The organism is Ideonella sp. sgz306126 (assembly GCF_056032705.1).
Map to the genome: position 1 here is coordinate 104,068 of NZ_JBVYWP010000006.1, position 18,446 is coordinate 122,513.

Here is an 18,446-nt window from a genome sequence, read left to right on the forward strand (position 1 = left end):
CCCTGTCACCGCCGCGAGCCTGGCGCCGCGGCGGTGCCTTCTTCTCCATGTTCCTCTGATGATCTTCCGACGCCGTCGTTCGTCTCTCTTCGCCGCGGGTGCGGTTGCTCTGGCGTGGCTCGCCACGCTGTCCACCGCCGGCTGCGCCGCGGCCGGCCGCGAGGCCACTGGCCCGGCGTCGTCCCGCGACCCGGCGATCGAAGCCCGCATCCGGCACATCGTGGCCGGCATGACGCTGGCCCAGAAGGTCGGGCAGATGACGCAGGCCGAGATCCAGTCGATCAGCCCCGACGAGGTTCGGCGATACGCGATCGGCTCGGTGCTCAACGGCGGCGGCTCCTGGCCCGGCAACGACAAGAAGGCGCGGGCGAGCGACTGGCTGGCGCTGTCCGAGGCCTATCACGCGGCCTCGCTGGCCACGGGCCTGGCCACGCCGATCCCGCTGATCTGGGGCACCGATGCCGTGCACGGCCACAACAACGTGTATGGCGCGACGCTGTATCCGCACAACATCGGCCTCGGCGCGACCCACGACCCGGCGCTGGTGCAGCGCATCGGCGTCGCCACGGCGCGTGCGGTGCGGGCCACCGGCATCGACTGGGTGTTCGCGCCGACGCTGGCGGTGGCCCAGGACGTGCGCTGGGGCCGGACCTACGAAAGCTTTTCGCAGGATCCGTCCGAGGTCCGCGCCTTCGCGGCGGCGGCGGTGAGCGGGCTGCAGCAGGGCCTGGGCGGCGCCACCGGCGTCGTCGCCACGGCCAAGCATTTCATCGGCGACGGCGGCACCGACCAGGGGGTCGATCAGGGCGTGAACCGCGCATCGTTCGAGGTGCTGCGCGCGGTGCACGGCCAGGGCTACGAGGCGGCGATCCAGGCCGGCGTGCAGACGGTGATGGCCTCGTTCAACAGCTGGCACGACGCCGCCGAAGGCCCCGGCTACGGCAAGCTCCACGGCAGCCACCGCCTGCTGACCGGCCTGCTCAAGCAGCGCATGGGCTTCGATGGTTTCGTCGTCTCCGACTGGAACGGCATCGGCCAGGTGCCCGGCTGCAGCAACACCGCCTGCGCTCAGGCGATCAACGCCGGCATCGACATGGTGATGGTGCCGGACGACTGGAAGGCCTTCATCGCCAACACCATCGCCGAGGTCGAACGCGGCGAGATTCCGATGAGCCGCATCGACGACGCGGTGACGCGCATCCTGCGGGTCAAGATGCGCGCCGGCCTGTTCGAGCACGGCCCGGCGCAGGCCGCCGACGCCGGCCGGCAGGCGGCCCTGCAGGACCGCGCGCTGGCGCGACAGGCCGTGCGGGAATCGCTGGTGCTGCTGAAGAACCACGCGCAGGCCCTGCCGATCGCGCGCGGGCGGCGGCTGCTGGTGGTGGGACGCGGGGCGGACAGCCTGGAGATGCAGACCGGCGGCTGGAGCCTGACCTGGCAAGGGCGGGGCAACGACAACGCCGACTTCCCGGCCGGCCAGACCGTCCTGGCGGCGCTGCGCGAAGCGGCCGGCCCGCAGAACGTGGTGTACAGCGTCGACGCCAAGGACGTCGACCCGGCCCGCTTCGACCTCGTGGTTGTAGTGCTCGGCGAAGCGCCCTATGCCGAGGGCAGCGGCGACATCGCGCCCTCGGACACGCTGCGACACACGCGCCGCTACCCGCAGGACCTGGCGCTGCTGCAAGCGGTGGCGGGCCACGGCAGGCCGGTCGTCACGGTGCTGCTGTCGGGCCGGCCGCTGATGGTCAACGACTTGCTGAACCTGTCGGACGCGTTCGTGGCGGCCTGGCTGCCGGGCACCGAGGGCGGCGGCATCGCCGACCTGCTGTTCGGCCAGGCCGACGGCAGCCGTGCGCACGATTTCACAGGCCGGCTGTCGTTCCGCTGGCCAGTGTCGGACTGCCCGTCGGCCGCGACGACGCGGCCGATCCCGGCGCTGTTCTCGCCGGGCGGTGGGCTCGGCCTCGGCAGCCGCAGCGAACTCGGGCGGCTGGACGTCCCCGTGCCGACCGGCGGCTGCGCGGCGCGGCCTGAACTCTCGTTGTTCCAGCAATCGGCGCGCCCGCCCTATGCGCTGCAGGTCGCGGCGCAGGCCGACGGCTGGCAGCCGGTCCGCGTCGGCGAGGACCTGGGCTCGGTGCTGTCGGTACCGGCCGCCACGCCGCAGATCCGCGTCGCCACCAACCAGTTGCATACCCAGCAGGACGCCAAGCGCGTGACCTGGCTCGGGCCGGCCCGGCTGTGGCTCGGCGCGCCCCGTCCGGTGGCGCTGAGCACGTACGCCGACGGCGTGCTGGCGTTCGACGTGGCCGTGCACCGCGCCGGCCCGGCCCGCGTGACGCTGGCGATGGGCTGCACGGCGCATTGCGAAGGCGCGCTGGACCTGACCCGCTGGCTGGCGGCTCGCCCGCCGGACACGATCACCACGCTCAAGATCCCGCTGCGCTGCTTCGCCGACTCGGGCGCCCGGCTCGACCAGGTCGACGTGCCCTTTCGCCTGACGGCCGATGCGCCGCTGAGCCTGTCGCTGGCGCGCATCCGCGTCGTCGCCGGCGCGGCCCACGACCCGGACACCGCGCCCTGCAGCGCCTTTTCATCCTGAGTCCGCATGAATACTCCCTTTGACGTGCCGGCGCCCGCTGTGCGCCGCCAGCAGTTCCCCGCCGATTTCCTGTGGGGCTGCTCCACCTCGTCGTACCAGATCGAAGGCGCGGCCGCCGAAGACGGCCGCGGTGAATCGATCTGGGACCGCTTCTGCCGCCAGCCCGGCGCGATCCGCGACGGATCGAGCGGGGCGGTGGCCTGCGACCACTACCACCGCTGGCCCGAGGACCTGGACCTGGCGCGCGATCTGGGCGTCAACGCCTATCGCTTCTCGATCGCCTGGCCGCGCATCTTCCCGCAGGGCCGCGGCGCGGTCCCCCTCCAGAAGGGGCTGGACTTCTATTCGCGTCTGGTCGACGGCATGCTGGAGCGCGGCCTGCAGCCCTGGGCCACGCTGTACCACTGGGACCTGCCGCAGGCGTTGCAGGACCAGGGCGGCTGGCAGCACCGCGGCACGGTGGACGCGTTCGTCGACTACGCGGACGTGGTCAGCCGCCATCTCGGCGACCGCGTCAAGCACTGGATCACGCACAACGAGCCCTGGTGCACCGCGTTCCTCGGACACCAGGAAGGCAACCACGCGCCGGGGATCCGCGACCCGCGCGCGGCGCTGCAGGTCTGCCACCACCTGCTGGTGTCGCACGGGCAGGCCTTGCCGGTGATCCGCGCCAACGTCGCGCAGGCGCGGGTCGGCATCACGCTGAGCCTGCACCCGATCATCCCGGCCTCCGACCGGGCCGAGGACGCGGCGGCCGCGGTGCGGCACGACGGCTCGCGCAACCGCTGGTTCCTCGATCCGCTCTACGGCCGCGGCTATCCGCAGGATCTGCTGGCGCTGCTGGGCCCGCTGGCGCCGACCGTGCGCGACGGCGACCTGCAGGCGATCGCGACGCCGGCCGACTTCCTGGGCGTCAACTACTACTTTCCCGAGGTGGTGGCCGACGCGCCCGGCCACGGCCCGATCGCCACCCGGGTGGTCGAGCGGCCGGGCGTGGAGCGCACGGCGTTCGGCTGGGAGGTCTCGCCCGAGGGCATGGTGAGCCTGCTCGATCGCATTCATCGCGACTACCGTCCGGCCGAGATCTACCTGACCGAGAACGGCTCGACCTGGGACGACGTGGTGCAGCCCGACGGCCGCGTCGACGACCCGCAGCGCCTGAGCTACTTGGCGCGGCACCTGGACGCGGCCCGCCAGGCGCTGGCCCGCGGCGTGCCGCTGAAGGGCTACTTCGCCTGGAGCCTGCTGGACAACTTCGAGTGGGCCGAGGGCTATGTGCGACGCTTCGGGCTGACCTATGTCGACTACCGGACCCAGCGGCGCACCGTCAAGGCCAGCGGCCGCTGGTACGCCGACTTCCTGAAAGCCTGAGATGAAGGAGATTCGCATGACTGTCGCACGAGGCTGGCGCCGCGCCGCGCTGCTGGCCGCGCTGGGGGCCGCGGCAACGCTGGCGGCCCACGCGGCCGGACCGAAGGCCGAGGTGATCCACTGGTGGACGTCCGGCGGCGAATCGGCCGCGGTGAAGACGCTGGCCGACGCCTACCGCGCCCAGGGCGGCGTCTGGACCGACATGGCGGTGGCGCTCGGCGAGCAGGCCCGCGCCGTGACGATCAACCGCATCGTCGGCGGCAACCCGCCCACGGCGGCGCAATTCAACACCTCGAAGCAATTCCTCGATCTGGTCGATCAAGGCATGCTCAACCCGATGGACGACGTGGCGCAGCGCGACGGCTGGGCCAACTTCCTGCCCGAGACGGTGCTCAACGTCATCCGCGTCAAGGGCCATTTCTACGCGGTGCCGGTCGACATCCACATGCCGACCTGGATCTGGTACTCCAAGGCGGCGTTCAAGAAGGCCGGCATCGCCGCCGAGCCCAAGACCATGGACGAGCTGTTCGCCGCGCTCGACAAGCTCAAGGCAGCCGGCCTGGTGCCGCTGGCGCACGGTGGCCAGTCCTGGCAGGACAACATCGTCTTCACCGCGGTGCTGACCAACGTCGGCGGGCGCGAGCTGTACCTGAAGGTGCTGCGCGACCGCGACCCGAAGGCGATCGAGTCCGAGGCCTTCCGCAACGTGCTGCTGACCTTCAAGCGCCTGCAGGGCTATGTCGACAAGGCGTCGCCCGGGCGCAACTGGAACGACGCCACCGCGATGCTGATCAACGGCCGGGCCGGCGTCCAGTTCATGGGCGACTGGGCCAAGGGCGAGTTCTCGCTGGCCCATCAGGTGGCGGGCCGGGACTACGGCTGCATCGCCGGTTTCGGCCCGGCCTCGCCCTACATCATCCAGGGCGACGTGCTGGTGTTTCCGAAGACCGACAAGCCCGACGCGATCAAGGCGCAGAAGCTGCTGGCGAGCGTGGTGACGACGCCGGCGACCCAGGTGGCGTTCAGCATCAAGAAGGGCTCGATCCCGATCCGCACCGACGTCGATGCGTCGAAGATGGACCTGTGCGCGCAGCAGGGCATCGCGATCATGAAGGACAAGTCGCGCCAGCTCGGCAACGGCGAGATCTACCTGACGCCGGACCAGAACGGCGCGCTGGCCGACATCCTGACGACCTACTGGAACCGCAACATGCCGGTCGAGAAGGTGCAGAAGGACATCGTCGCGGCCTTGAGGGACTGAGATGAGCGACGCCCGTTCCGCCCGGCTCGGCCGCCTGCGCCGCCGCTGGGTGCCCTGGGGAGCGCTGCTGCCGATGGCGCTCACCGTCCTCGTCGGCTACCTCGGCACGGCGCTGTGGTCGCTGCGCGTGTCGCTGTCGAGCGCGCGGACCTTTCCGAGCGGCGACTTCGTCGGCCTGGCGCAGTACGAACGCCTGTTCGACAACGATCGCTGGCTGCAGTCGCTGCAGAACCTGGCCGTCTACGGCGTGCTGTTCATCTCGGCCTGCATGGTGATCGGCTTCGTGCTGGCGGTCTTCGTCGACCAGAAGGTGCGCGGGGAAGGGGTGCTGCGCACGATCTTCCTCTACCCCTATGCGATGTCCTTCGTGGCCACCGGCCTGGTCTGGCAATGGGTGCTGAATCCGGGCAGCGGGCTGCAGCATGCGGTGCGGCAGCTGGGCTTCGCGGGCTTCACGTTCGACTGGATCGTCGACCAGGACAAGGTGATTTACACCATCGTCATCGCCACCGTCTGGCAGGCCTCGGGGCTGGTGATGGCGCTGATGCTGGCCGGCCTGCGGGGCATCGACGAAGAGATCTGGAAGGCGGCCCGGCTGGACGGCATTCCGGCCTGGCGCACCTATTTGTCGATCGTGCTGCCGATGCTCGCGCCGACGGTGGCGACCGTGTTCGTGCTGCTGTTCACCGGCGTGGTCAAGGTGTTCGATTCGGTCGTCTCGATGACCCAGGGCGGCCCCGGCATCGCCAGCGACGTACCGGCCAAGTTCATCATGGACCATTTGTTCGGCCGGGCCAACATCGCGCTGGCCTCGGCGGGCTCCATCGTGCTGCTGCTGATGGTGCTGGTGCTGGTGGTGCCGCTGCTGCTGGTCCGGTGGCGCCGGGCCGCCGTGGGGAGGACGCAATGAGCCGCGCATCGAGTCCGCCGCCGCAGCGCCGTCGCACGCGGCGGTCGGTGGCCCGCGCCGGCCTCTACGCCTTCCTCGCGATGGCCGCGCTGTTCTTCCTGCTGCCGCTCTACATCATGGTGACGACCTCGTTCAAGACCATGGACGAGATCCGCCTGGGGCATTTGTTCGCCCTGCCTCAGGCGCTGGACCTGAGCGCCTGGCGGGCGGCCTGGAGCGAGGTCTGTACCGGCGTGTCCTGCCAAGGCATCCGGGTCGGGTTCTGGAACTCCGTCAGCATCGTCATTCCCAGCACCCTGGTGCCGATCCTGATCGGCGCGGTCAACGGCTACGCGCTGAGCTTCTGGCGACCCCGTGGCGCTCAGTGGCTGTTCGCGGTGCTGATGATGGGCGCCTTCATTCCGGTGCAGGTGATGATTTATCCGCTGGTGAAGATCCTAGCCGCGCTGAGCCTGTACAGCTCGCTGCCCGGCATCGTGCTGATCCACATCGTGTTCAGCATGCCGGTGATGACGCTGCTGTTCCGCAACTACTACGCGGCGATCCCGAACGAGCTGTTCCTGGCGGCGCGGGTCGACGGCGGCGGCTTCTGGCGCATCTTCGCGCAGCTGATGCTGCCGATGTCGACGCCGATCCTGATCGTCGCCGCGATCATGCAGGTCACCGGCGTGTGGAACGACTACATCCTGGGCCTGGTCTTCGCTGGCCCGGCACATCTGCCGATGACGGTCCAGCTCAACAACGTGATCAACACGACCACCGGCGAGCGGCTCTACAACGTCAACATGGCCGCCACCATCCTCACCGCGATGGTGCCGCTCGGCGTCTATTTCGTCTCCGGCCGCTGGTTCGTGCGCGGCATTGCCGCCGGCGCGGTGAAAGGCTAGGTTCATGACAGGTGTTCGCGTCCGCAATTTGAAGGTCCGCTTCGGCAGCCACGAGGTGCTGTCGGGCCTGGACCTGGAAGCCTTGGCCGGGGAATTCCTGGTGCTGCTCGGCCCGTCGGGCTGCGGCAAGTCGACCTTGCTGCACTGCATTGCCGGGCTCAACGAGGTCGCCGAGGGCCGGATCGAGATCGGCGGCGTCGACATGACCTGGGCCGAGCCCAGCGAGCGCGGCATCGGCATGGTGTTCCAGTCCTACGCGCTCTATCCCACGATGACGGTGGAGCGCAACATGTCGTTCGGCCTGCAGGTCGGCGGCGTGCCCAAGGCCGAGATCCGGCAGCGCGTGTCCCGGACCGCCGAGATGCTGCAGCTCGGCCCCTTGCTGCGGCGCAAGCCGGCGCAGCTGTCCGGGGGCCAGCGCCAGCGGGTCGCGATCGGCCGCGCGCTGGTCCGGCAAGCCGACGTCTTCCTGTTCGACGAACCGCTGTCGAACCTGGACGCCCAGCTGCGGACCGAGTTGAGGCGCGAGCTCAAGCTGCTGCACCAGCGACTGGGCGCGACGATGATCTACGTGACCCACGACCAGGTCGAGGCGATGACGCTCGCCTCGCGCATCGTGGTGATGCGCGAGGGCAAGATCCAGCAGATCGGTGCCCCCGCCGAGGTCTACGAGCGGCCGGCGAACCTCTTCGTCGCGGGCTTCCTCGGCTCGCCCAACATGAACTTCATCGACGGGCAGTTGCACCACGGCAGCGGCGGGCTGCGTTTCGACGCGCCCGGGCTGAGCGTGGCGGTGGCCGAGGCGGGCCTGCGCGGGCCGGTCGACACCGGCCACCCGGCCGTGCTCGGCGTGCGGCCCGAGCATGTCCAGCTGAGCGCGGCGGGGCCGTGGGCGGCCACGGTGGAGCTGATCGAGCCGATGGGCAACCATCAGGTCCTGTGGCTGAAGCAGGGCGATCGGAGCCTGGCGGCCGTGGCCCACGAAGCGGGCGACTGGGCGACCGGGCAGGCGGTCCGCTTCGACATCGACCCGCGCCGGATCTCGCTGTTCGACCGGCAGCAGGGGCACCGGCTGTGAGGCCGGCGACCCTGCCCGGCAAGGCCGGGGCGCTGGCGGCGCGTGCCGCTGCAGCGTTGCTGCTGGGTCTGTGCCTGTCGGCGGCCCGGGCCGGCGCCTGGCCGGTGCAGGCCTGGGTGACCAGCGGCGACCGGACGCAGTTGCTGGCACCGGTGTCCGGCCTGGCCTTCGCGCCAGCCGGGCCGGCGCCGGCCACGATCGTGGTCGATCCCGGCCGGCAGTACCAGACGATGGTCGGCTTCGGGGCCGCGCTCACTGACGCGTCGGCCTGGCTGATGATGCACCGCATGAGCCCGTCCCAGCGGGAGGCGCTGATGCAGGAGTTGTTCGGACGCGATCGTGGCGGGCTGGGCCTGAGCTTCACGCGGCTGAGCATCGGCGCCAGCGATTTCTCGCTCAGCGACTACAGCTTCGACGATCGCCCCCCGGGCCAGCAAGATCCGGAACTGGCGCATTTCTCGCTCGCGCCGCAGCGCGCCGAAGTGCTGCCGCTGGCCCGCGCGGCGCTGGCCATCAACCCGGCGCTGAAGGTCATGGCCTCGCCCTGGAGCGCGCCCGGCTGGATGAAGACCTCGGACAGCCTGATCAAGGGTGCGCTGCGCCCGGACCGGTTCGAGGCCTATGCGCGCTACCTGGTGCGCTATGTCGAGGCGATGCGCGACGAGGGCGTGCCGGTGTTCGCCCTCACGGTGCAGAACGAACCCGGGTTCGAACCCAAGGACTATCCGGGCATGTTGGTGCCGCCCGCGGCGCGGGCCGAGCTCGATGGCCGCTACCTGGGCCCCTTGCTGCGCCAGCACCATCTGGCGACCCGGATCATCGAGTACGACCACAACTGGGACCACCCCGAATCGCCCCTGGCGGTGCTGGCGGATCCGCGCGCCCGCGAGCAGGTGTCCGGCGTCGGCTGGCATTGCTATGACGGCGAGCCGTCGGCGCAAGGCCGCGTGCACGACGCCTTTCCCGACCAGGACACCTGGTTCACCGAGTGCTCGGGCGGCGAGTGGAAGCCGAACTGGCCCGAGACCCTGCCGTGGATGGTGCGCAACATCGTCATCGGCAGCACCCGCAACTGGGCGCGCGGCGTGCTGCTGTGGAACCTCGCGCTGGACGAGCAGCACGGCCCGCACTTGGGCGGCTGCACCGACTGCCGCGGCGTCGTCACGATCGATTCCCGCACCGGCGAAGTGACCCGCAACCTGGAGTACTACGCGTTGGCGCATGCCAGCCGTTTCGTGCGCCCCGGCGCCCGGCGCATCGGGTCGACGACCGAGGCCGGCACGCTCGACAGCGTGGCCTTCCAGAACGCCGACGACGCCTCGATCGTGCTGATCGCCTGCAACGCCACGCCGGCCGTGCGGCCGATCCGCATCGCCTACGGAGCGATGGCGTTCGACGCGTCGATGCCGGCCGACAGCGTGGCCACCTTCGTGTGGCGCGCGCGGCCCTGAGCCCGCCGGTCAGCCGGACCGGACCATGACCGGCACGCCAGGCCGCTTCAGGGGGTCGTTTTGTGGGAGCCGTCGCACAGCGGCGCGTGGGCGCTGCGCTTGCAGCCGCAGAAGTACACCGTGGTGCTGTCCGGCGCGGTGTACTTGACGGGCGTGAATTCGCCGGCCGCCTTGTGCGAGCCGTCGCAGAACGGCTGGTTCTTGCTCTGGCCGCAGGCACACCACCAGTAGTCCTTGCCTTGCTCCACGGCGACGGCGAAAGGGGTATCGGACGCTCGGACGGGCAAGGCCATGGTCGATCTCTCCTGGGGTGGCGAAGGCGGGAATGCGCCCCACTGTCGTGCGAAACGCGGCGGGGCACAAGAGGGCCGGCCCGGGCCGTCGCCTAAAATCCGCCACCCGTCACGCCCCCGGCGCGACGTTGACGGCGCGTCGACCGCCATCAGCCCGCGCGCCGCGGGGGCGACGGGTCGGCAACGCAACGGAAGGTGGGCGATGGGCGCGCAATGGAAGGCAAAGCACAAGGACCTGGCGGCCAACGCCAAGGGCCGTCTGTTCGGCAAGCTGGCCAAGGACATCATGATCGCGGCGCGCCACGGGGCTGATCCGGCGGCGAATGCCCGGCTGCGGCTGGTGGTCGAGCAGGCGCGCAAGGTCTCGATGCCCAAGGACACGTTGGAGCGCGCGATCAAGAAGGGCGCCGGGCTGACCGGCGAGGCGGTGCATTTCGAGCACGCGGTCTATGAGGGTTTCGCGCCGCACCGGGTGCCGGTGATGGTCGAGTGCCTGACCGACAACGTCAACCGCGCGGCATCGGACATGCGGGTGCTGTTCCGCAAGGGCCAGCTGGGCACCTCGGGCTCGGTGGCCTGGGATTTCGACCACGTCGGCATGATCGAGGCCGAGCCGGCGCTGGCCGGCGCCGATCCGGAGATGGCGGCCATCGAGGCCGGCGCGCAGGACCTGGCGCCCGCCGACGACGGTGCGACGATGTTCTTCACCGATCCGGCCGACCTGGACCTGGTCAGCCGGGCGCTGCCGGCGCAGGGCTTCCAGGTGGTGTCGGCCAAGCTGGGTTACCGGCCCCGGAACCCGGTCGACCCGGCCAGCCTGAGCGCCGAGCAGCTCGACGAGGTGGAAGCCTTCCTGGCCGCGCTCGATGCCAACGAAGACGTGCAGCAGGTGTTTGCCGGCCTGCAGGGCTGAGGCAGGCACCGCCCGTCCGGCCTGCGGCCGATGACGGATGACTTGACAGACCGAGTGAGATGAACGCGATGACCGAACCCACCCCCGACACCTCGTCCACGGCCGCGGCCGCACCGCTGCCCGACCGGCTCTCCACCGACGTGCGCAGCCCCTACCATGTGGCCGCGGCGTTCGAGCGCGACGTGCACATCCGCTTCAACGGCAAGGAGCGCTTCGACGTGGCCGAATACTGCGTCAGCGAAGGCTGGATCCGCGTGCCGGTCGGCAACAAGGTGGACCGCAAGGGCCAGCCGCTGCTGATCAAGCTGAACGGCAGCGTCGAGGCCTTCTACCTCTGAAGGCCTGAAGGCGGTACCGCGCGGCGCGTGGCCTAGGCCCGTGCGGAAACCGCCGCGGCGATCGCGCAGGCGCCCAGCAGCAGGTTCAGCGACACCAGGCGGCGGATCGCCTGCAGCGCCTGGGCGGCCTGCGGCCAGGCGCCGGCCGCTGCGTGCGCCTGCAGCCGCGGATTCAGCGCCAGCGCGATGTAGGCGAACACCATCGCCATGACCAGGCCCAGCGTCAGCATGACATGCCAGCCGAGCGGCGCCTGCGCCATGCCGACGCGCAGCAGCAGGACCAGGCCGGTGGCGAGAATCACCGCCACCGACACGACGGTCAGGCGGAAGAACCGCCCGAGCGCGGCGGCCATCAAGCGGATGCGCTGCGGCGGCTCCAGCACCTCGGCCGCGGCCGGCCGCAGCGCGACATGCGCGAAGAACATGCCGCCCACCCACGCGGCGGCGGCGAGCAGGTGGAGCAGCAGCAAGAGGGGATGGAGCGCATCGGTCATGGGGCAGCGCCCAGCTTACCGCATGCGGCGTGCCGGTCCGGCCCGGGCGCGATCCCGCGCGGGCTCAGGGCGCGGAGCGCACCAGGCGCACCGGCAGCCGCGTCGACTTGAGCACGTCGTCGCGTCCTTCGCCGCTGTCCAGGTTCACCGCCCAGCCTTGCAGGAAGCCCAGGTGGTTGGCGTTCTGCGGCGTGATGCCCTGGCGGATGTTGCCGTAGTGGTAGGGGTTGACCGCCGCGGTGTCTACGCGGGCCGTCGCGGACCAGTACCAGCCGGTGGGCGCCGCCGGGAACAGCCGGGCGTCGACGCCGGGCGGGCGGGCCCGCGGCTCGGCCAGCTTCTGCAGCTCGGTGACGCGCGGCAGCCGCCAGTCCAGGCCGTCGGTGCGGCGGCGCGCGGCGGCCCACGCGATGGCCTCGCCCCGCGTCGCCAGCGCCGGCTGGCCGGCACAGGTCCTGCCGGTCCACTGCATGCCTTGCACGCAGCGCGACCAGATCAGCGTGCCGCCCGGGGAGGTCACGCCCTGACCGTCGTCGGTCACGACCCAGGGCGGCGGCGGGGCGGCGCAGGCGGCGCTGGCCGCGGCCCAGGCGAGCAGCCCGGCCGCGCGGGCGAGCCGGGCCGGTGACCGCCTGCGGCAAGAGGGTGTGGTCATGGTGGGGTCAATTGCGTGCGTGGGTGATCGAAAAGCGCTCGAGCGCCTGCAGCGCCTGGAGATCGTGCGCCAGCGCGTGCAGCGAGGCCGCGCGGTGCCGGTCCACCACCACCGCGACCAGCTTCCACTCGGATCGGCCGTCGGCGTGCTGCACCGACAGCGAGCCCGGCGCGATCTCGTAGCTGTGGTCGCGCATGAAGCGGTCGAATGCGGGCAGGTCCAGCTCGCCGCCCGAGGCCAGGCGCAGGCTCAGGCCCAGCGCCTGATGCGACGGCAGCCAGCCCTCCAGGCGGCTGCCCCACATCATCGTCATCGCGCTGAGCACCGACAGCAGGATCGCCGACGCATAGAAGCCGACGCCGATCAGCACGCCGATCGCCGAGGCGGTCCAGATCGAGGCCGCGGTCGTCAGGCCGCTGATGTTCAGGCCCTCTTTCATGATCACGCCGGCGCCGAGAAAGCCGACGCCGGTGACGATGCCCTGGATCACCTGCGTGGGCTGGGCGTTGAAGGTGATCGCCGAGTGGCCGCCATACCAGAACGCCGGGTAGCCGGCCACCACGGTGAGCCCGGTCGACGCCATGCACACCAGGCCATAGGTGCGCATGCCGGCGGCGCGGCCGTGGTACGAGCGCTCGTAGCCGACCAGGGCGCCCAGCGCCAGTGCGCCCGCCAGGTTGAGGAACACCAGCAGGTTGGTGGCGACCTCGCTGGCGGACCAGTAGGCCGCCAGAAGGTCGCGGATCTCGAAGAGGGTCATGGGCTGGGCAGGTCGGAGCGGGCGCGGCTCGCGGAGAAGACTTCATCTTGAATCCGCCGGCCGGCGTCGTTCGCCGGAAAAGGCCGGGCTTTCGAGGCGAACTCGTGCGCGACGCAAGTCCACCGTATACTGATCATGAGCATCAAGACCATGATGCGGGACGAGCGGGCCGCGCGGCCCCCAGATCAGGAGCGGATCGATGCCCAAGAACAAGGCCGAAACGGCCGTCCTGGAAGAGCAGCCGGGCTACTACATCCGGCGCCTGCAGCAGATCGCGGTGGCGCTCTTTCTCGAGGAAACCCAGGCCCACGGCATCACCCCGGTGCAGTATGCGGCCCTGTCGGCGGCGCACCGCCAGCCCGGTCTCGACCAGCGCACGCTGGCCGGCACGATCGGTTTCGACACCTCGACCATCGGCGGCGTGATCGACCGGCTGGAGCGGCGCGAGCTGATCGTGCGCCAGACCTCGCCCAGCGACCGCCGGGTGCGGCTGCTGCACGTCACCCCGGCCGGCGCCAGGCTGCTGGCCCAGGCGATGCCGGGCATGCTCAAGGCACAGCAGCGCATGATGGCGCCGCTGGCGGCGGCGGACCGGCCGCGCTTCCTGGCGATGCTCAAGACCGTCGTCGACGCCAACAACGAGCTGAGCCGCGCGCCCAGCGAAGGCTGAGTGCGGCGCCTGGACACCGGGTTTCCACCTATTTGATCTGCATCATGAAGTCGTGACACTGATGATGTGTATACGGACGATATGTGTACTAGATGTGCTGGATACACTGCCGATGATCCCGTTGCAACAAGCCCCTCTGGAGACAAACCCATGCGTCTGAAGACCCCCCTGATCGCCCTGGCCCTGGGCACCTTGCTGAGCGGCGCCGCCTGGGCGGCCGATGCCGTCAAGATCGGTCTCGTGCTGCCGATGTCCGGCCCGTTCGCGGCCTACGGCAAGCAGATCGAGCACGGCGTCAAGCTCTACCTCGCCACCCATGGCGACACCTACGGCGGCCGCAAGATCGAGCTGATCCTGAAGGACGACAGCCCGGGCACCGCGGGCGACGTCAGCAAGCGCCTGGCGCAGGAGCTGGTGATCAAGGACAAGGTCGACATCCTGGCCGGTTTCGGCCTGACGCCGTCGGCCTTCGCCGTCGCGCCGCTGGCCACCGAGGCCAAGAAGCCGATGGTGGTGATGAACGCCGCGACCTCGGCGATCACGACCAAGTCGCCCTACATCGTGCGCACCTCGATGACGCTGCCGCAGAACTCGGCGCCGATCGCCACCTGGGCGGCCAAGAACGGCATCAAGAAGGTGTTCATCCTGATCGCCGACTACGGCCCCGGCTACGACGCTGGCGGCCAGTTCAAGAAGAGCTTCGTCGCCGCCGGCGGCCAGATCGTCGACGAGGTCAAGGCGCCCGTCAGCAACCCCGACTACGGTCCCTTCCTGCAGCGCATCAAGGACGCCAAGCCCGACGCGGTGTTCCTGTTCCTGCCGCCAGGCGCCGGCACGGTGGCCTTCATGAAGGGCTTCGCCGAGCGTGGCCTGGCCAAGGCCGGCATCAAGCTGATCGCCACCGGCGACCTGACCGACGAGGACATCCTCGACGCGCTGGGCGACAACGCGCTGGGCCTGATCACCTCGTTCCACTACTCGCAGGCCCATGTCTCGCCCGAGAACAAGGCCTACACCGCTGCCTACCTCAAGGCCTACCCCAAGGACCGGCCGAACTTCATGTCGGTCGGCGGCTATGACGGCATGCACCTGATTGCCGAGGTGCTGAACAAGACCGGCGGCAGCACCGACGGCGACAAGTTCATCGCCGCCGCCAAGGGCATGAAGTGGACCAGCCCGCGCGGCCCGGTCACGATCGATCCGGCCACCCGCGACATCGTGCAGACGATCTACATCCGCAAGGTCGAGCGCGTCGGCGGCGAGCTGCAGAACGTCGAGTTCGACCAGGTTCCGGACTTCAAGGATCCGGGCAAGCCCTGAGCGGTCCCTGCGGCGCGGAGGGCGTCCCCGCCCTCTGCCTTTTCACTGAAGCCTCTGAAGCGCCAGGCATTCCATGACCGTCCTGTTTGATGGCCTCGCGGCGGGCATGCTGCTGTTCCTGATCAGCGTGGGCCTGTCGGTGACGCTGGGGTTGATGAACTTCGTCAACCTCGCGCACGGGGCGTTCGCCATGCTCGGCGGCTACGTCTTCATCGTGCTGCTCGACCGCTTCGGCGTGCCCTTCCTGGCCGCGCTGCCGCTGGCGGCGCTGGCCTCGGCGGTGGCCGGCGTGGTGCTGGAGCGCACGCTGTACCGGCGCCTCTACGGCGCGTCGCCGCTGGACCAGGTGCTGTTCTCGATCGGCCTGGTGTTCGTCGCGATCTCCACCGCCAACTACTTCTTCGGCGCGCAGCAGCAGGCGATGCAGCTGCCGCCGATGCTGTCCGGCCAGTGGCACCTGCCCGGGCTGGACATGGGCGTCTACCGCCTGTTCCTGATCGTCACCGGCGCGGTGCTGGCGGCCGCGCTGCAGTGGCTGGTCACGCGCACCCGCTTCGGCGCGCAGCTGCGCGCCTCGGTCGACAACCCGCGCGCGGCGCGCGGCGTCGGCCTGGACGTCGACCGCGTCTTCGTGCTGACCTTCGCGCTCGGCTCGGCGCTCGCCGGCCTGGGCGGCGCGATGGGCATCGAGATGCTGGGGCTGGACCCGGAGTTCCCGGTGAAATACATCGTCTACTTCCTGATCGTCGTGGCGGTCGGCGGCAGCGGCAACATCGTCGGTTCGCTGTGGGCCTCGCTGATCCTGGGGGTCTGCGACGTGGCCGGCAAGTACTACCTGCCGCAGGTCGGCGCCTTCGTGATCTACGCCGTGATGGTGGTCACGCTGATCCTGCGCCCGCAAGGGCTGTTCGGCCGACGCGCCGCGAAATGAACGCCATGGATCCTGTCTCCTCCCCGCCCGGCCGGGCGGCCGGCACGCCGGCGCTGGCCGGTTTCGACGCGTCGCCGCTGGTCCGCGCCGCGCGCTGGCGCCTGCCCGAGTTCGCGTTCTGGCTGCTGCCGGTCGCGGCCTATGTCGTCTTTCCCGACGACCTGGCGCTGCTTTCGCAAATCCTGATCACCGCCTTGCTGGTGATGTCGCTGGACCTGGTGCTGGGCTACGCCGGCATCGTCTCGCTGGGCCATGCCGCGTTCTTCGGCCTGGGCGCCTATGCGGCCGGCCTGATGGCCCAGCACGGCTGGGGCGATCCGCTGCTGGGCCTGGCCGGGGCCGGCCTGGTCGCCGCGGCGGCCGGCTTCGTCACCAGCTTCCTGGTGCTGCGGGGCGCCGACCTGACCCGGCTGATGGTGACGCTCGGCGTCGCGTCGATGCTGTACGTCATCGCCAACAAGCTGACCAGCGTCACCGGCGGGCTGGACGGCCTGCAAGGCATCGAGGTGGGGCCGGTGCTGGGCCGCTTCGCCTTCGACCTGTACGGCAAGGTGGCCTACCTGTACGTGCTGGCGGTGCTGTTCCTGCTGTTCTGGATCGCCCGGCGCATCGTGCACTCGCCCTTCGGGCTGTCGCTGCACGGCATCCGCCTCAACGCCTTTCGCATGCCGGCGCTGGGCACCTCGGTGAACGCGCGCCTTGTGGCGGTCTACACGCTGGGCGCGGCCTACGCCGGCATCGCCGGCGGCCTGCTGACCCAGACCACGCAGTTCGTGTCGATCGACGTGCTGAGCTTCTCGCGCTCGGCCGAATTGCTGCTGATGCTGGTGCTCGGCGGCACCGGCAGCCTGTACGGCGCGATGCTGGGGGCGGTGGTCTTCATGACGGTGCACCACCTGCTGTCCGACCTGAACCCGCAGTACTGGCAATTCTGGCTGGGCCTGGTGCTGATCGCGGTGGTGCTGTTCGCCCGCGACGGCCTGATGGGCGCGCTGCGCCGGCTCGGCGACCGGGTCGGGCGGCGCACACGGGCGCGCACCGGGGGGGACGCATGAACATCGCGCTGCAAACCCAGCGGCTGGTCAAGCGCTTCGGCGGCTTCGTCGCCACCAACGAGGTCGATCTGAACGTGGTCCAGGGCGCGCGCCATGCGTTGATCGGGCCCAACGGCGCCGGCAAGACCACGCTGATCAACCTGCTCACCGGCTTTCTCACGCCGAGCTCGGGCACCGTGCGCCTCAACGGCGAGGACGTCACCGGCCTGGCACAGCACCAGCGCGTGCGGCGGGGCCTGGCACGGACCTTCCAGATCAACCGGCTGTTCGCCGAGCTGAGCGTGCTCGAATCGGTCACGCTCGCGGTCTGCGAGCGCCGCGGCCTGGGAGCGCGCTTCTGGCGGCCGGTGGGGGCCCACGGCGAAGCCATCGACGCGGCGGCGGCGCTGCTGGCGCGCTTGCGGCTGCTCGACGTCGCGCACGTCCAGACCCGCGACCTGGCCTACGGCAAGCAGCGCCTGATCGAGATCGCGCTGGCGCTGGCGGCCGAGCCCCAGGTGCTGCTGCTCGACGAGCCCGCGGCCGGCGTGCCGACCGCCGAGAGCCGCGAGCTGTTCGAGACCATCGCCCAGCTGCCGCGCGACGTGACCATCGTGCTGATCGAGCACGACATGGACCTGGTCTTCCGCTTTGCCGACCGCATCTCGGTGCTGGTCAGCGGCGCGCTGCTGACCGAAGGCACGCCGGCCGAGATCGCGGTGGATCCGCAGGTCAAGCAGGTCTATCTGGGAGAGGCGACCCATGGCTAAGCTGCTCGAAGTCGAGGGCGTCTGGGCCGGCTACGGCAGCGCCAACGTGCTGGAAGAGGTCTCGTTCAGCGTCGAAGAGGGCGCCAGCCTGGCGCTGCTCGGGCGCAACGGCATGGGCAAGTCCACCTTGCTGGCGACGCTGATGGGCGCGACCCGCCAGACCCGCGGCCAGCTGCGCTTCGCCGGCCGCGATCTCGCCGCCGTGCCCAGCCACCGCCGCGCCCACGCCGGGCTGGGCTGGGTGCCGCAGGAACGCGACATCTTCCCCTCGCTCAGCGTCGAAGAGAACCTCACCGTGGTCGCGCGTCCCGGCGCCTGGTCGCTGGACAAGGTCTACGCCACCTTCCCTCGGCTGCGCGAGCGGCGCGCGAACATGGGCAACCAGCTCTCGGGCGGCGAGCAGCAGATGCTGGCGATGGGTCGCGCGCTGATGCTGAACCCGAAGATGCTGCTGCTCGACGAGCCGCTGGAAGGCCTGGCGCCGCTGATCGTGCAGGAGTTGCTGGCCATCATCGCCGGCATGGTGGCCGAGGGCAGCATGGCGGTGATCCTGGTCGAGCAGCACGCGCACCAGATCCTGCCGATCACGCGCGACGCGATCGTGCTGGAACGCGGCCGGGTGGTGCACCATGGCGCGAGCGAGCCGCTGGTGGCCGATCCCAGCGTGCTCGACCGCTGGCTCGGCGTGGCCGCGCACTGAACCCCTCC

At 70.4% G+C, this 18,446-nt stretch carries 19 protein-coding genes; 15 read left to right on the forward strand and 4 right to left on the reverse strand.

The window, feature by feature from the left end; translation table 11 throughout:
* Positions 1–58 precede the first annotated feature (58 nt).
* The 7 genes from AC0N04_RS16730 to AC0N04_RS16760 are packed head-to-tail and all read left to right on the forward strand — an operon-like array spanning position 59 to position 9,560.
* A complete protein-coding gene (locus tag AC0N04_RS16730) occupies positions 59–2,602 on the forward strand; it encodes a glycoside hydrolase family 3 protein (protein WP_474283431.1) in 2,544 nt (847 codons plus the stop codon).
* A 6-nt stretch (positions 2,603–2,608) separates the two neighbouring features.
* Positions 2,609–3,973 carry a GH1 family beta-glucosidase gene (locus AC0N04_RS16735; protein ID WP_474283433.1) on the forward strand — a complete coding sequence of 455 codons (1,365 nt, stop codon included), beginning with the start codon at positions 2,609–2,611 and terminating at the stop codon, positions 3,971–3,973.
* Between the two features lie 16 nt (positions 3,974–3,989).
* Complete coding sequence (locus AC0N04_RS16740) at positions 3,990–5,234, forward strand: ABC transporter substrate-binding protein (protein ID WP_474283435.1); 1,245 nt, start codon at positions 3,990–3,992, stop codon at positions 5,232–5,234.
* 1 nt (position 5,235) lies between these two features.
* Entirely contained in the window at positions 5,236–6,144 is a 909-nt protein-coding gene (locus tag AC0N04_RS16745) for a carbohydrate ABC transporter permease (RefSeq protein ID WP_474283437.1), read from the forward strand.
* A complete protein-coding gene (locus tag AC0N04_RS16750; RefSeq protein WP_474283439.1) occupies positions 6,141–7,031 on the forward strand; it encodes a carbohydrate ABC transporter permease in 891 nt (296 codons plus the stop codon). Before AC0N04_RS16745 ends, AC0N04_RS16750 begins: the two co-directional genes overlap by 4 nt.
* A 4-nt stretch (positions 7,032–7,035) precedes the next feature.
* Entirely contained in the window at positions 7,036–8,109 is a 1,074-nt protein-coding gene (locus tag AC0N04_RS16755) for an ABC transporter ATP-binding protein (protein ID WP_474283441.1), read from the forward strand.
* On the forward strand, positions 8,106–9,560 hold the full coding sequence (locus AC0N04_RS16760; RefSeq protein WP_474283443.1) for a glycoside hydrolase family 30 protein: 1,455 nt from the start codon (positions 8,106–8,108) through the stop codon (positions 9,558–9,560). Before AC0N04_RS16755 ends, AC0N04_RS16760 begins: the two co-directional genes overlap by 4 nt.
* 47 nt (positions 9,561–9,607) lie before the next feature.
* On the opposite strand, the gene AC0N04_RS16765 is transcribed toward AC0N04_RS16760, so the two are convergent.
* Positions 9,608–9,853: a CDGSH iron-sulfur domain-containing protein gene (locus AC0N04_RS16765; RefSeq protein ID WP_474283445.1), complete on the reverse strand. Its 246-nt coding sequence runs from the start codon at positions 9,851–9,853 to the stop codon at positions 9,608–9,610.
* Between the two features lie 202 nt (positions 9,854–10,055).
* Between AC0N04_RS16765 and AC0N04_RS16770 the strand changes: the two genes are divergently transcribed.
* Positions 10,056–10,766, forward strand: a complete 711-nt coding sequence (locus AC0N04_RS16770) for a YebC/PmpR family DNA-binding transcriptional regulator (RefSeq protein ID WP_474283447.1) — start codon at positions 10,056–10,058, stop codon at positions 10,764–10,766.
* 68 nt (positions 10,767–10,834) lie between these two features.
* Positions 10,835–11,104, forward strand: coding sequence for a DUF3297 family protein (locus tag AC0N04_RS16775; RefSeq protein ID WP_474283449.1), 270 nt, complete (start codon positions 10,835–10,837; stop codon positions 11,102–11,104).
* A gap of 32 nt (positions 11,105–11,136) precedes the next feature.
* Here the strand turns inward: AC0N04_RS16775 and AC0N04_RS16780 are convergent, their stop codons facing one another.
* From AC0N04_RS16780 to AC0N04_RS16790, 3 genes are all read right to left on the reverse strand, one after another.
* Positions 11,137–11,598: a CopD family protein gene (locus AC0N04_RS16780; RefSeq protein ID WP_474283451.1), complete on the reverse strand. Its 462-nt coding sequence runs from the start codon at positions 11,596–11,598 to the stop codon at positions 11,137–11,139.
* 64 nt (positions 11,599–11,662) lie between these two features.
* On the reverse strand, positions 11,663–12,253 hold the full coding sequence (locus AC0N04_RS16785; RefSeq protein WP_474283453.1) for an Lcl C-terminal domain-containing protein: 591 nt from the start codon (positions 12,251–12,253) through the stop codon (positions 11,663–11,665).
* A 7-nt stretch (positions 12,254–12,260) separates the two neighbouring features.
* Positions 12,261–13,013, reverse strand: coding sequence for an MgtC/SapB family protein (locus tag AC0N04_RS16790; RefSeq protein ID WP_474283455.1), 753 nt, complete (start codon positions 13,011–13,013; stop codon positions 12,261–12,263).
* A 199-nt stretch (positions 13,014–13,212) separates the two neighbouring features.
* On the opposite strand from AC0N04_RS16790, the gene AC0N04_RS16795 reads away from it, so the two are divergent.
* The 6 genes from AC0N04_RS16795 to AC0N04_RS16820 all read left to right on the forward strand — a co-directional run bounded on the left by AC0N04_RS16795 (position 13,213) and on the right by AC0N04_RS16820 (position 18,438).
* Positions 13,213–13,683 carry a MarR family winged helix-turn-helix transcriptional regulator gene (locus AC0N04_RS16795; RefSeq protein WP_474283457.1) on the forward strand — a complete coding sequence of 157 codons (471 nt, stop codon included), beginning with the start codon at positions 13,213–13,215 and terminating at the stop codon, positions 13,681–13,683.
* A gap of 150 nt (positions 13,684–13,833) precedes the next feature.
* The gene (locus AC0N04_RS16800; RefSeq protein ID WP_474283459.1) at positions 13,834–15,003 is read left to right on the forward strand and encodes an ABC transporter substrate-binding protein; all 1,170 of its coding nucleotides are present in this window, start codon (positions 13,834–13,836) and stop codon (positions 15,001–15,003) included.
* A gap of 73 nt (positions 15,004–15,076) precedes the next feature.
* Positions 15,077–15,934: a branched-chain amino acid ABC transporter permease gene (locus tag AC0N04_RS16805; RefSeq protein ID WP_474283461.1), complete on the forward strand. Its 858-nt coding sequence runs from the start codon at positions 15,077–15,079 to the stop codon at positions 15,932–15,934.
* Entirely contained in the window at positions 15,931–16,989 is a 1,059-nt protein-coding gene (locus AC0N04_RS16810) for a branched-chain amino acid ABC transporter permease (protein ID WP_474283463.1), read from the forward strand. The genes AC0N04_RS16805 and AC0N04_RS16810 overlap by 4 nt, the downstream gene beginning before the upstream one ends.
* The gene (locus AC0N04_RS16815; RefSeq protein WP_474283465.1) at positions 16,986–17,738 is read left to right on the forward strand and encodes an ABC transporter ATP-binding protein; all 753 of its coding nucleotides are present in this window, start codon (positions 16,986–16,988) and stop codon (positions 17,736–17,738) included. Before AC0N04_RS16810 ends, AC0N04_RS16815 begins: the two co-directional genes overlap by 4 nt.
* Positions 17,731–18,438 carry an ABC transporter ATP-binding protein gene (locus tag AC0N04_RS16820; RefSeq protein WP_474283467.1) on the forward strand — a complete coding sequence of 236 codons (708 nt, stop codon included), beginning with the start codon at positions 17,731–17,733 and terminating at the stop codon, positions 18,436–18,438. Before AC0N04_RS16815 ends, AC0N04_RS16820 begins: the two co-directional genes overlap by 8 nt.
* The last annotated feature ends 8 nt before the right edge of the window (positions 18,439–18,446 follow it).